Genomic DNA, 12,906 nt, shown 5'->3' with positions numbered 1-12,906 from the left:
GCCACAATCGCGGCATGTCTTTGCTTGAAAAATTGGATCGGCTGCTGGTGGGGCTCAGCCGCACCCTCTGGCGCTTGGTGCTTTGGGCCCTGGGCCTGGCGCTGGTGCTCGGCGTGCTGCTGTTCGGCCTCGTGCTCAGTCTGATCGCGGTGATCTGGTCCTTGCTGCGCGGCAAGCGGCCTTCGCCCGTTCGTTTCCAGTGGCAGCGCGCCGGTGCTGGCATGCCGCCGTGGGCGCAACGTGGCGCTCGCAAGTCCTCCGCCGATGCCGCCGATGTGGTGGACGTGGAAGTGCGCGAAGTGCCGCCCTCGCCCGATAACGCGGCGCGGCTGGGGCAGGGCGGCGGCAAGCGCCCACCTGACGCATGAGCACGGCCAGGCGACCCGAACGCTGGGCCGTGGACGCCGGCGAGGCCGACGTGGCCGTGCTGACCATTCCCGCCGTGCTGCACCACGACCGCGTCTTTGATCTGGATGTGCGCATGGAGGTGCGGGTGCCCGACCTCGACGGTGCCACTTCAACCAGCAGTGCCAGCCACGGCCTGAGCGTGGAACTCGATGGTCGCCGCGAATGGTCGCGCGACATTGCCAGCAGCAACCCTGGTCAGACCGACAGCCTGGATTACCACTGCCGCCGCGAGGTACCCGCGGGCGAGCCGCTGCGCGTGCGTGTGCAAACCCGCGTGCAGGGCGTTCGCAGGCGCAGCCTGATCATCGAAGCCCTCGAATCGATCGACGCATGACACTGCCGCAGCCCTTGCCCTTCAGTGCCGCCGCCGAGCGCAACACGGCGCCCATCCTGGCGGTGTTGCGCCAGGTGCTGCCCAAGCAGGCCCGGGTGCTGGAAGTGGCGAGCGGCACCGGCCAGCATGCGGCCGCCTTTGCACAGGCCGAGCCTGGCTGGCAGTGGCAGCCCAGCGATTGGCAGGCTGATGGTTTTGGCGCCATCGAGGCCCGTACGGCGCAGCTGGCAAATGTGCAGCGGCCGGTGGTGCTGGATGTGCTGGCCCCGGACTGGCCGCTGCAACACGCCGCCGTCGATGCTGTGCTGGCAATCAACATGCTGCACATCGCACCGTGGGCCTGCTGCGCCGGGCTGATGCAGGGCGCAGCGCGGCACCTGGTGCCGGGCGGCTGCCTGGTGACCTACGGCCCTTACCTCGAAGCGATGGTGCCCACCTCGCCGGGCAATCTCGCCTTTGACGCTGACCTGCGGGCGCGTGATGCGGCCTGGGGCCTGCGTGACTTGGCAGATGTGGCGCTGGTGGCCGGGCGAGCAGGGTTGGTGCTGGAGCAACGGGTAGCCATGCCGGCCAACAACCTGCTGCTGGTGTTCAGGCTCAGCGCCTGAGCCTCAAGGCGCGCGCGAAGCCTGCGGCAGCCGCTGCAGGGCATCAGATTCAATCATCTGCACACCCGGCCGTGCCGCCAGCGCGGCCTGCAACATGGCCTGTGCCACCGCCTCGGTCTTGATGGCCTGGTAGCGCGCCGGAATCAGCGGTGCCAAGGCATGGGCCAGCCACAGGCCGATACGCTCGCCGGGGCGGCTGTCCGGCCGTGGGCCACCGTCCAGCAGCGAGGGGCGAACATGGCAGACCGATACAAAACCGAGCCCGTCCAGGTCCTGTTCCAGCAGACCCTTGACGCGCAGGTACAAGCCGCGGGCACGCGGGTTGGCACCCATCGATGAGTTGTTGACGAAGCAGGGGGTGCCGGCGGCACGCGTCAACCGAGCTGCGGCCAGCACATGCCCGCGGTCGATGGCCTCGAAGGCCTCCGCCGAGCCGGCCTGGCGCAAGGTGGTGCCCAGTGCGCTGCACGCTGCATCGGCGGTCCACCAGGCGGCGCGCTCGGGCAGGTCGGAAAAATCGACCTTCGGATTCATCAACTTGGGGTGCGCAGCCAAGGGCCGGCGCGTGGGGGCCACCACCTGGGTGACGGCGGGATGGGCCAGTGCTGCGTTCAGCAGCTGGTGGCCCACCTGGCCGGTGGCGCCCAGCAGGAGCAGGGTGGACATGCGCAAATCCTTCTTGATACGGGCTTCAACCTCAGAGCAGCCACGCCGCCCCGAGGTTCCCACATCAGATTACCAGCGCAGGTTGGCGCGGGCGTACCAGTAGGCGCCGTTCAAGCCGGTCGGGTCGGTGAAGTTGTAAGGGAAGGCACCGCCGTACGTGCTGCCGTTCAGTGTGCGCGTCGGGTAGCGGTTGAACAGGTTGTTGGCGCCCACGGCCACCGTCCAGCCCGAGCCCATCTTGCGGCTCACCTCGGCGTCCACCACCCAGGTATCGCCCAACGCTTGGGCCGGTGCGCCGTCGATCTGCGTGGCCTGGTCGTCGAACGAGTAGGCCCACACCTCGCCGTAATGCGTGGCGCGGAAGCTCCAGGCCCAGGCCTCACCTTGCCATTCAGCGGTCAGCACCAGCTTCTGCTTCGGCGTGCCGCGGGTGATGCGCAGCAGCGCGTCGCTGCCCAGCAGGTTCAGCGTCGGGTCGATGGCGGCCAGCGCGGCCGGCTGGTTGCGCACCTGGTCGATGGTGGTGCGGGTCAGGTTCAGCGCTGCATTGAGTTGCAGGTTGCCGCCCATCAGCTTGGTGGCCTGGCCCACGGTCACATCCACGCCTTCGGTGGTGGTGTCGACCGCATTGGTCAGGAAGGCCACGCTCTGGATGTTGCCGCGGCGACGCGCAGCCAGGTAGGCGCTGACGGCGTCACTTTGCAGGTCGCTTGTGCGTACGATGCGGTCGTCCACCTCGATGCGGTAGGCGTCAACGCTCAGGCTGCTGCCGCTGTTGTTGCGCCAGGCGGTGCCCAGCGACAACTGACGCGAGGTTTCGGGCTTCAGTGGCGTGGCGCCAAACGCGGCGGCCAGTGGGTCACGTGCCGGCAGCAGGGCGTTGTTCTGCAAACCGGTGCCGGTGGCGTTGAAGTTCAGCGTGGCGAAACGGAAGCCGGTCTGGGCCAGCGCCGGCGCGCGGAAGTTGGTCGACACCGAGCCGCGCAGCAGCCAGTCAGGCGTCACCGAGAACCGGGTCGACAGCTTGCCGGTGGTGGCATTGCCGGCGTCGCTGTAGTTGGCATGACGCACGGCGGCGCCGACGCGCAGCGCCGGGGTCAGGTCGAGCTCGGCATCGAGGTAAGCCGACAGCACGTCGCGCGACAGGCCCACGGCGTCCACAGGGCGCAGGCCCGGGCCGGCCTGGGCGCCTGGGGGCGCGCTGGTGATGCTGCCCGCGGCCCACGAGGCACTGTCGCCCGCTTCACTGCGGTAGCTTTCCTGCAGGAACTCCGTGCCGGCGGCCAGGTTCAGCGGCATGTTGGTGCCCGGCAGCTTGGTGGCATGGCTGGCGTCCAGATTCATGCTGATCTGGCCCGCGCGGAAGTTCGCCAGGTGGAACTCGGTGGGGCTGGCCGCACCCAGCGAGGCATTGATCGAGTTGCTCACGCCGTAGTTGAAGCGGTTCTGGGCCAGACGCAGGCTGGCGTCGGCATCCCATTCGCCCATCAGGAAGCGCACGCCGCCCACCCAGGCGGTGTCGGTGACCACGCCTTCGGTGACGGGGCGGTAGCCGTTCGGGTACACCGCTTCGACGTTGTTCGGATCACCGGGGTAGCGGAAGAACGCGGCGCCTTCGGTGTTGCGACGCTGCAGCGTGGCGAATGAGTAGCCGCTGAACACGTCGTCCAGCGGGAACTCGGCCGTGTAGAAGAGGTTGGCGGAACGCTGGGCCGGATCGCCCGACTTGAACAGCACCTGGCCGTCAAGAGCCAAGTCGGCTGCGGTGCTGTTCCAACTGGTCCAGCCCGCGTCGCTGGCACCGGCGCGGTTGGTGCCAGCCTTGCGCAGGGCTTCGGCACCAAACCGCACCGTGCCGCCGTTGGCCAGGGTGATGCCCTGGTCGGCGGCCACCTGCACGCTCTGGCCGTCGGTCAGGGTGCGGCCGGTGGGTGCAAAGCGGGTGTGGTTGGCGCCCACGTTGATGGAGGCCGAGCCGCCCGTGCCGCCGCCCTTGAGCACGATGTTGATGACGCCGGCGATGGCGTCGCTGCCGTACTGGGCGCCAGCGCCGTCACGCAGCACTTCGATGCGCTCGATGGCACTGGCGGGCAGGGTGTTCAGGTCGACCGGCAGGCTGCCCTGGAAGATGCCTTCCAGGTCGAGCACCGCATTCGTGTGGCGGCGCTTGCCGTTCACGAGCACCAGCACCTGGTCCGGGGCCAGGCCGCGCAGCTGCACCACGCGCACGCTGTCAGCGGCACCACTGGCCGAGACACGCGGCTGGTTGATCGACGGCGACAGCAGCTGCAGCGCGCTGCCCACTTCACCCGTGGCGGCAACGGCTTGTTCGATGTCGCGCGCGCTGTAGCGGTCAACCGGCACGGCGCTGTCGAACACCGTGCGACCCTTGGCGCGGGTGCCAACCACGGTCACGGCCTGGCTGGCAGTTGCGGTTGTAGTGGCGCTGGCTTCGGGGGCGGTGGCCGAGGTTTGAGCCTGGGCAACGGATGCGCTCCAGGTGAAGGCCAAGGCGAGGGTGGTGGCCAGCGGCGTGAGGGTGAACGTGCGGTTTGCGGAAGTCATGGGAAGTGCGTCAACAAGTAAAGACAAGAAAGCAGATGAAACAGAAGCGGGTCAAAAAAGGGGGCTTCTGATGAAGCCCCGTGTGGGTGGGCGCCGCGCGGCCAAGCCGTGCGCTGCTGCCCGTTGGTTGATTCAGTGTTCGGGCTTCTTTGACGCGCTGCCGCCGCCACGCTCGCGGCTCAGTGGCCACAGCACCAGGCCGCCAAGCACCAGCACCGCCAGCCCGGCCACCGCCCCCGCCTTCACGTACACCACGCTGGCGTGCAGCAGATAGGCACTGCAGCCCACGAACAGCAGCGGCAGAAGCGGGAACAGCGGCACGCGGAAAGGGCGGGGCGTGTCAGGGCATTTTTTCCGAAGAACGATCACGGCGGCGCCAGACAGCATGAGAAAGAACCAGTACACCGGCGACAGGTAGTCCACCATCGTGGCAAATCCACCACGCGTCAACGTGCCAAAGCCCACCAAAAGCAGCGCGACGCCGCCTATCGCCATCACGGCGCCGGCCGGCACGCCGCGCGACATGTCCCAGTCGCCCAAGGCCGTGCGTCGCGGCAAGTCACGGGCAGCGGCAAAGGTGGTGCGCGCCCCGGCGATCAAGGTGGCGTTCATCACGGTGATGGAGGTGATGGCCACCACGCCCACGATGGCGACTTCACCGGCCGGCCCAAACGCGCGACGCATCAAATCGGCCGCCGGCGCGTCGCTGCGTGCCAGGCCTTCCAGCCCCAGGCCTTGCAGATAGGCCCAGTTGGCCAGCAGGTACATGCCGGCCACCAGGGCCAGGCCCAGCATCAGCGCATGCACGATGCCCCGGCGCTCGTCGCGCATTTCAGCTGAGAGCGTGGCCGCATCACTCCAGCCGCCGTAGGCCAGGAACACGAACACCATCGCCACGCCAAACGCATCGTGGCCGGCGCTGCCCGGTGCTGCCACCAGGGCCGTGGCGGGCGCTGTGCCCTGCCAGACCAGCCAGCCACCCGCCAGGCCCACGGCCAGCATGCCGCCGATCACCAGCACCATCAGGCCGATCTGGGTGCCCAGGCCAATCTGCACGCCCCGCAGGTTCAGCACCACCAGCACGCTGATGGCGGCAGCCGCAAACACCGCGCTGCCGTAAGGCCCGAGCGGAATGAGCTGGCCGAGGTAATCGCCAAACACGAAGGCCAGCAAGGCCATCGAGCCTGTGTGGATGACCGCGAAGCGTGACCACGCAAACAGCAGGCCAAGCCAGCGGCCGTAGGCCAGGCGCAGGAAGTGGTAATCACCGCCCGGGCTGGGAAAAGCCGAGGCCAGTTCGGCAAAACACAGGGCGCCCATGAAGCTGAGCACGCCGCCGATGGCCCAGGCGAGGTAGAGCGCGGTGTCGCTGCCCAGGCTGGCGGCCACCATCGGCGAGGTCTTGAAGATGCCGGCGCCCACCACCATGCCCACGCACACCGACACGGCATGCCACACGCCCAGCTGGCGCCGGGGTTGGGCGCCGGTGGGCGTGTCGGTGGTTTCAGTGTTTTGAGCGCGAGGGTCGGGAGAAGTCGTCATGCGATCAGCGGTCAGTCAAACGGGTACACCACGCCCAGGCGCGCGCGCAGCGTGTCCATCCAGCCCAGCACGCACAGGGTGTCGGCGTGGGTCATCTGCGGGCTCTCCACCAGACCGGCTCGAACGCAGCGCATGGCTTCCACGATCTCGCCCTCGAAGCCGTTGATGTGAAACGGCGTGTCCAGCAACACGGGGCTTTCGCCGGTGCGGTGCAGCTCCACGCGGGTGCCTTCCCAGAAGTTGCTCGGGATGCGCATCCAGCCATGGCTGCCGTGAATCTCCAGCGCATTCGAGGCGCTGCCGTCCACGGCGCAGACGAACTGCGAGCTGAAGCCGTCAGTGAAGTGCAGGGCGCCGAGCACCCGCGCATCGACGCCCGTGGGCGCGAGCCGCCCCTGCACATCGATCTGCACAGGCTCGTCACTCAGGCCGGTGGCCTGCTGGCGCACCCAGCGCGTCACGGCCAGGTTGTAGATACCGATGTCGAGCAGCGCACCGCCCGCCAGCGCCGGATTGAAGATGCGCGAGCTCGGGTCAAAGTCTTCCCTGAAGCAGAAGCTCGACTGCATCGCCTGCACCGTGCCGATGGCGCCGCTGGCCAGCCATTCACCCAGTTGCTGGTAGGCCGGCAGAAAGCGGGTCCACAGCGCCTCCATCAGGAAGGTGTTGCGCTCATGGGCCAGCTGGCTCAGGTGATGAGCCTGGGTGCGGTTGGTCACCAGCGGCTTTTCGCACAGCACCGGTTTGCCGGCCAGCAGGGCGGCCTCGACGGCGTCGCCGTGTTCACTGTGCGGTGTGGCGATGTAGACCGCGTCCACGTCCGGGTCGGCCAGCAATGCCTGCAGGCTGGGTGCGATGTGGATGGCCGGCGCACCTGCGGCTTGCCAGCGCTGCGCAAAGGCCTGTGCCCGTTCGGGGTTGCGGGCATGCAGTGCCTGCAGGCGGGTGTTGGGCAGGCGGCTCACGGCTTCCGCGAAACGCTGGGCAATCTTGCCCGGCCCGACCACGCCCCAGCGGAACTCCGCGTCTGGTTGCGGCGCGGCGCTCACAGCTCGCCCTGCCACTGGCTGCCGACCTCGGCGAAGCGTGCGCGCAACTGGGCCACCACTTCATCGGGCAGCGGGCCGCGGTTCACGGCGTCTACATTGCGGCGCAGGTTCTCGACACTGGTGGTGCCGGTGATGGCCGCGCTCACCTCGGGTTGCCACGCGCTGAAGCGCAGGGCGAATTCATCCCAGGGCAGGCCGGTGGTGTCGTAGGCCAGCACCTGCATGCGGTCCCAGTAAGCCTCGACGTACTGGCCGGTGGGCCGCTCAGCATGGCGCCACGGCGCGTTGCCCAGCGCCCGCTTGGCGATCACGCCTTGGCCGCGTTCAACGGCAGCGGGCAGCCAGTGCTGCAGCGTGCGCTGGTCAAACAAGCTGACCGAGCACTCCACGCCGCCAAAGCCGCCATGTGCCAGCGCCCAGCCCAGCGGGTCGTTTTCACCGGCGTAGGCGGCCACGCGGATCTTGCCGGCGTCGCGGGCGCGCATCAGCGCCTCCACCACCTCGCCGGCGCGCAGCACGTCCAGGCTGCACGAGTGCAGGTGAACGATGTCGATCACATCGGTCTGCAGGCGCATCAGTGCGGCGTCGATGCCGGCATGGATCACCGCGCCGGTCCAGTCTGCATAGCCATCGATGCCGTAGCCGACCTTGGTCGACAGCACGAATTCAGAGCGGCGATGGGCCAGGTGTCGGCCGATGCGCTCTTCGCTCAGGCCGTAGCCTCGGGCGGTGTCGATCAGCGTGATGCCGAGATCGAGCGCCGTGTTGAGCAGCTTGGCGACATGGGCTTCGTCGAGGGCGGCGTCGCCGATCTGGCCAGCCCCCAGGCCCAGTTGCGACACGGTCAGGCCGCTGCGGCCGTAGGCATTGAGTTTCATGGTCGGCGGCTGTCGCGGCGTTGTTCGCGCAGCATGAAGAGGTAAAGGCTTTCCACCTTCTCGCGGGCCCAGGGGGTCTTGCGCAGGAAGGTGAGGCTGGACTTCACGCTCGGGTTGTCCTGGAAGCAGCGGATGGGAATCAGGTGGCCCAGCTCATGCCAGCCGTAGCCTTCCGCCAGGGCGGTGACGATGGCTTCGAGCGTCAGGCCATGCAGCGGGTTGCGCGGCTGTTCGGGGGAGGGGGGCGTTTCAGGCATGCGGGATTGTCGCAGGGCCTGCAGTGCCAAAACGGGCCTTGAAAGCGCTTGCCAAAACGTACACTCGGGCGCAGTTTCAACGCTTGCCTGCCATGAGCACCTCTCCGCCCAGCCCGCCCCGTACCCGCACCCGTGCCAGCCAGAAGGCCAGCGGCGGGCCGGTGACCATCGAGATGGTGGCCGAGGCGGCCGGTGTCTCCCTGAGCACGGTGTCGCGCATCCTCAACGGCACGGCCGTGGTGAGCGCCGCCAAGAAGCAGGCCGTGGACACCGCCATCGAGCGCCTGGGCTTCGTGCCCAACCCCATGGCGCGCGGCCTGGCGGGTGGCCGCACCCTGAGCATCGGGGTGGTCACCCAGGCCATCGACAGCCCGTTTTACGGCGCGGCGCTGCGCGGCATTGAAGACGAACTCGACGCCGTCGGCTACAGCCCGCTCTTCGTGAGTGGCCACTGGAACGCCACGCTGGAGGCACGCTGCATCGACATGCTGCGTTCACGCCGCGTCGACGGCATCATCGTGCTGACGGGCCGCCTGCCTGATCAGGCGCTCAAGCAGATCGCCCGCCAGCTGCCACTGGTGGTGACCGGCCGCACGCTGAAGGCACCGGGCCTGTTCTCTCTGAACTTCGACAACGTCGAGGGCGCGCGCCTGGCGACGCAGCATTTGACCGACCTCGGCCACAAGCGCATCGCCTTCATCTCGGGTGACCCCGAGCACCCGGACTCCATCGAGCGCTTGCAGGGCTACAAGCAGGCGCTGGAAGCCGCCGGCATCGCGTTTGACGCGGCCCTGGTGGTGCCGGGCGACTACAACGAGGTGAGTGGCGTGCTGGCCGTTGAGCGCCTGCTGGCCAGCCAGCAATCCTTCACGGCGATCTTTGCCGCGAATGACCAGATGGCGGTGGGTGCGTCTCTCGCGCTGTACCGCCGCTCTTTGCGGGTGCCTGAAGACGTGTCGGTGGTGGGCTTCGATGACCTGCCCAGCTCGGTCTATGCCATTCCGCCCTTGAGCACCGTGCAGCAACCCGCCTATGAGCAGGGCCGCCTGGCCGCCGCCGCCATGCTGCAGTTGCTGGCAGGCCAGAAGCCGGATGTGCAGATGCCGGTGCCGCGCCTGGTGGCCCGCGAATCAAGCCGCCGCCTGCGCGGCTGAGCACTTTCCCTGATTTGACACTGGCTCGTCGGGCCGCTTATAGTTTGAAAGCGCTTTCAAACTTGGTGCCGGCCGTGGTCAATGTCCCCGCTGCCTGATGCCACCGCGTGAGCGCAGACCGTGCGGGGCAGGCCATCGGCTGCACTTCACGGTGGTTCCTCGACCATGACGGGCCTGGCCGCTTGCAGCGAAACAGGCCCCGCACCAGACGGAGACTTCCATGCGGCATTCAACAGCCCCCGGCGCCCGCCGCCTGCTCGCCCGCTGGCGCAGCGCGGCCAGCACCGGCATGGGCGTGGCCCTGATCGCCGGGGTCTTGCTGTGTCTGCTGGCGTCACCCGGCATCGCTCAACCCGCCGGCGCGTCGGCGGCCCCCCGCACATTGCTGGTGGCCGCCTACCCGGCGATCGATGAAGTCATCAAGGAAGCACTGCCTGAATGGCAGCGCCGCCACCCTGACGTGGCGGTGAAGGTGGTGAGCCGTCAGTTCGCTGATCACCACACGGCGATGACGACGGCACTTTCCACCGGCTCGCACCTGCCCGAAGTGATGGCGCTCGAGGTGGGTTATGTCGGCCGCTTCGCCATGGGCGGCGGGCTGGAAGACCTGCGGCAGCCGCCGTTCAACATCGAACGCGTGCGCGACCGCTTCGTGCCCTACGCCTACCAGCAGGCGCTGGGCCGCGCGGGCAGGGTGGTGGCCGTGCCGGCCGACATCGGCCCGGGCAGCCTGCTGTACCGCGCTGACATCCTCGCCAAGGCTGGACTGACCGAAGCCGACCTGACCGGCTCGTGGGACAGCTATGTGGCCGCTGGCGTGCAGCTGAAAGCGCGTACCCGCGCCTACCTGGTCTCGCACGCACGGGACATCAAGGACGTGCTGATTCGCAGCGGCCTGAAGCCCGGCGAGGGCCTGTATTTCGACCAGGACTCGAACGTGCTGGTGAACTCACCGCGCTTCGTGCGGGCCTTCGAGCTGGCCCGCACCGTGCGCCAGAACAAGCTGGACGCGAAGGTCACTACCTGGTCGAACGACTGGTCGGAGGGCTTCCGCCGCGGCACGCTGGCCACGCAGTTGTCAGGCGCCTGGCTGGCGGGCCATCTGAACCACTGGCTGGCCCCGCAAACCGCCGGCAAGTGGCGCGCCGCGCAGCTGCCTGAAAACACCTTCGTGGCTTATGGCGGCACCTTCTTTGCCATCGCCAAGGCATCACCCGCGCCCAACAAGGCGCTGGCCTGGGAGTTGATCGAGCTGCTCACACTCAGCCGTGAGCGGCAGCTGGCTGCCTTCAAGGCCCACGACGCCTTCCCGGCGCTGCTGGACGCGCACACCGACCCGTTCTTCGAGCAGCCCATCGCCTTCCTCGGCCAGCAGCCGGCCCGCCTGGTGTGGCGTGACGCCACCCGCCGCATCAGCGCGGCGGCGGTGCACAAGCAAGACGCCTTCGCGGAAGAGGTCATCAACACCGAGCTCGACAAGGTGCTCGACCAGAACAAGCCAATTACCCAGGCCCTGGCCGACGCCCAACGTTTGCTGGCCCAGCGCGCGCGCCGCTGATCGCGCCACTGATCGCCCCACTGAGCACCCCGCCTTTCGTCGACCCCGAACGAGACACCCTTTCATGCCCAAGCTGCCCACCGCATTGCGCCTGTCACCCCGCTGGGCGCCGTATGTGTTCATCAGTCCGTTCCTGGTGCTGTTTGCCGTGTTCGGCCTGTTCCCGCTGATGTTTTCGCTCTACCTGGCCTTCCAGAGCTGGGAGCCCACCAATGGCCTCGGCGCGATGCAGTTCGTCGGCTTCGACAACTTCCTGTTTGCGCTGAGTGACGACTGGTTCTGGAAGTCGCTGCGCAATACCGGCTGGCTGGCCGTGGCGTCGGGTGTGCCGCAGCACCTGGTGGCCATTCCGCTGGCGGTGTTCATCCACACGTCGTTCAAGCGCAGCCGCAACTGGGTGATCGGCGCGTACTTCCTGCCCTACATCACGTCCACGGTGGCCATCGCCATCATGTTCAGCTCGCTGTTTTCCACCGACTACGGCTTGCTGAACCTCGGCCTGCAGGCCCTGGCCAAGGTGCCGGTGCTGGGCGCCTGGCTGCCCACCGAGCCCATCGACTGGATCGGCAACGCCAGCAACATCAAGCCGGCAGTGGCCACCATCGTGTTCTGGCGGTATGTGGGCTTCAACGTGGTGCTCTACCTGGCTGCACTGCAGACCATTCCCGCAGATTTGTACGAGGCCGCCACCATGGACGGCGCCGGCAAGCTGCAGCAGTTTTTCTTCATCACCCTGCCCAGCCTGCGCCCGATGATCTTCTTCGGTGTCACCCTCAGCGTGATCGGCGGCCTGCAGCTGTTCGAAGAGCCCTTCATCCTCACGCCGAACGGGCGGGGCGGCTCTGACCAGGCCGGCATGACAACCGCCATGTACCTCTACCGCATGGCCTTTGACTTCAATGACTTCGGCGCCGCCAGCGCGATGTCGTGGCTGCTGTTCGTGGTGGTGGTGCTGCTCACCTGGCTCACCAACCGAGCCTTCCAGCCCCGGTCCTCGGGCCAGTGAACGCAGCGGACACAGAAGGAAACACCATGCATAAAACCGCCGCCATGCGCCCCTGGGCCGCCTACCTGATGGTGGGGCTGGGTGCCTTGCTGATGCTGGCCCCGTTCTACGTCATGTTCGTGTTCGCCACGCACTCGCGGGAAGACATCTTCAAGCTGCCGCCGCCGCTGTTCTTTGGTGGTGACCTGATGTTGAACATCGAGATCCTCACCAGCCGCGTGCCCTTCTGGCGCAACCTGGGCTGGAGCTTGTATGTGGCGCTGGCCTCCACCGCGCTCACGCTGCTGTTCTGCTCGATGGCCGGCTATGCCTTTGCGCTGTTCGAGTTCCGCTACAAGAAGGCCTTGTTCGGGCTGGTGATGGCCACCATGCTGCTGCCCTCGTTCATGAACATGATCCCGACCTTCATGATCATGGACCTGCTGGGCTGGATCGACCAACCCCGGGCGCTGTACCTGCCTGGCGCGGCCAGTGCCTTCGGCATTTTCCTGATGCGCCAGTTCGTCGCCACCTCGGTGCCGCGCGATTTGGTGGAGGCCGCACGTCTCGACGGCGCGGGCGAGTTCAGCATCTACCTGCGCATCGTGCTGCCGCTGCTGCGGCCGGCGCTGGGCACGCTGGGCCTGATCACCTTCATCGCTTCGTGGAACAACTTCATCGGGCCGCTGATCGTGATGCGCTCGCCCGAGATGTACACGCTGCCGCTGGCCCTGCGCAGCCTGCAAAGCCCCGTGGACACCGAATGGGGTGCGCTGATGGCGGGCTCCGCCATCGCCACCGTGCCGCTGTTGCTGCTGTTCGCCCTGACCTCTCGTCAACTCATCGCCGGCCTCACCGCCGGTGCGGTGAAGTGACCCTCGCCATCCCGCTCCATTTCTGCA

Annotated in this window: 13 protein-coding genes; 7 read left to right on the top strand and 6 right to left on the bottom strand. The window is 67.6% G+C overall.

The features are described from left to right. Window positions 1-14: 14 nt before the first annotated feature. The 3 genes from AACH00_RS08475 to AACH00_RS08465 are packed head-to-tail and all read left to right on the top strand — an operon-like array spanning window position 15 to window position 1,350. Window positions 15-368 (top strand): hypothetical protein, encoded by a 354-nt coding sequence (locus AACH00_RS08475; RefSeq protein WP_341398663.1) that lies wholly within the window; start codon window positions 15-17, stop codon window positions 366-368. Beyond that, on the top strand, window positions 365-742 hold the full coding sequence (locus AACH00_RS08470) for a hypothetical protein (protein WP_341398662.1): 378 nt from the start codon (window positions 365-367) through the stop codon (window positions 740-742). Before AACH00_RS08475 ends, AACH00_RS08470 begins: the two co-directional genes overlap by 4 nt. After that, window positions 739-1,350, top strand: a complete 612-nt coding sequence (locus tag AACH00_RS08465; protein WP_341398661.1) for a DUF938 domain-containing protein — start codon at window positions 739-741, stop codon at window positions 1,348-1,350. The genes AACH00_RS08470 and AACH00_RS08465 overlap by 4 nt, the downstream gene beginning before the upstream one ends. A gap of 3 nt (window positions 1,351-1,353) precedes the next feature. Here AACH00_RS08465 and AACH00_RS08460 read toward each other — a convergent pair whose 3' ends face one another. The 6 genes from AACH00_RS08460 to AACH00_RS08435 all read right to left on the bottom strand — a co-directional run bounded on the left by AACH00_RS08460 (window position 1,354) and on the right by AACH00_RS08435 (window position 8,307). After that, the gene (locus AACH00_RS08460) at window positions 1,354-2,016 is read right to left on the bottom strand and encodes a Rossmann-fold NAD(P)-binding domain-containing protein (RefSeq protein ID WP_341398660.1); all 663 of its coding nucleotides are present in this window, start codon (window positions 2,014-2,016) and stop codon (window positions 1,354-1,356) included. 69 nt (window positions 2,017-2,085) lie between these two features. Next, window positions 2,086-4,581 carry a TonB-dependent receptor plug domain-containing protein gene (locus tag AACH00_RS08455; RefSeq protein ID WP_341398659.1) on the bottom strand — a complete coding sequence of 832 codons (2,496 nt, stop codon included), beginning with the start codon at window positions 4,579-4,581 and terminating at the stop codon, window positions 2,086-2,088. 132 nt (window positions 4,582-4,713) lie between these two features. Further along, window positions 4,714-6,123: an APC family permease gene (locus tag AACH00_RS08450; RefSeq protein ID WP_341398658.1), complete on the bottom strand. Its 1,410-nt coding sequence runs from the start codon at window positions 6,121-6,123 to the stop codon at window positions 4,714-4,716. 11 nt (window positions 6,124-6,134) lie between these two features. After that, entirely contained in the window at window positions 6,135-7,172 is a 1,038-nt protein-coding gene (locus tag AACH00_RS08445; protein ID WP_341398657.1) for a Gfo/Idh/MocA family protein, read from the bottom strand. Continuing rightward, on the bottom strand, window positions 7,169-8,050 hold the full coding sequence (locus AACH00_RS08440; RefSeq protein ID WP_341398656.1) for an aldo/keto reductase: 882 nt from the start codon (window positions 8,048-8,050) through the stop codon (window positions 7,169-7,171). The genes AACH00_RS08445 and AACH00_RS08440 overlap by 4 nt, the downstream gene beginning before the upstream one ends. Further along, window positions 8,047-8,307, bottom strand: a complete 261-nt coding sequence (locus AACH00_RS08435; protein WP_341398655.1) for a VF530 family protein — start codon at window positions 8,305-8,307, stop codon at window positions 8,047-8,049. Before AACH00_RS08435 ends, AACH00_RS08440 begins: the two co-directional genes overlap by 4 nt. Before the next feature lie 92 nt (window positions 8,308-8,399). Here AACH00_RS08435 and AACH00_RS08430 point away from each other — a divergent pair, with 92 nt between their 5' ends. The 4 genes from AACH00_RS08430 to AACH00_RS08415 all read left to right on the top strand — a co-directional run bounded on the left by AACH00_RS08430 (window position 8,400) and on the right by AACH00_RS08415 (window position 12,879). Next, complete coding sequence (locus AACH00_RS08430; RefSeq protein ID WP_341398654.1) at window positions 8,400-9,461, top strand: LacI family DNA-binding transcriptional regulator; 1,062 nt, start codon at window positions 8,400-8,402, stop codon at window positions 9,459-9,461. 220 nt (window positions 9,462-9,681) lie between these two features. Next, window positions 9,682-11,019, top strand: coding sequence for an ABC transporter substrate-binding protein (locus AACH00_RS08425; RefSeq protein WP_341398653.1), 1,338 nt, complete (start codon window positions 9,682-9,684; stop codon window positions 11,017-11,019). Window positions 11,020-11,083: 64 nt separating this feature from the next. Continuing rightward, window positions 11,084-12,025 (top strand): carbohydrate ABC transporter permease, encoded by a 942-nt coding sequence (locus tag AACH00_RS08420; protein ID WP_341398652.1) that lies wholly within the window; start codon window positions 11,084-11,086, stop codon window positions 12,023-12,025. A 26-nt stretch (window positions 12,026-12,051) separates the two neighbouring features. Next, window positions 12,052-12,879: a carbohydrate ABC transporter permease gene (locus tag AACH00_RS08415; protein WP_341398651.1), complete on the top strand. Its 828-nt coding sequence runs from the start codon at window positions 12,052-12,054 to the stop codon at window positions 12,877-12,879. Window positions 12,880-12,906 lie beyond the last annotated feature (27 nt).

It is taken from the genome of Ideonella margarita (assembly GCF_038066635.1).
Lineage (GTDB): Bacteria > Pseudomonadota > Gammaproteobacteria > Burkholderiales > Burkholderiaceae_C > Ideonella > Ideonella margarita.
Note: the sequence above shows the minus strand (reverse complement) of the source record. Positions and strands in the feature narration are given on the sequence as shown.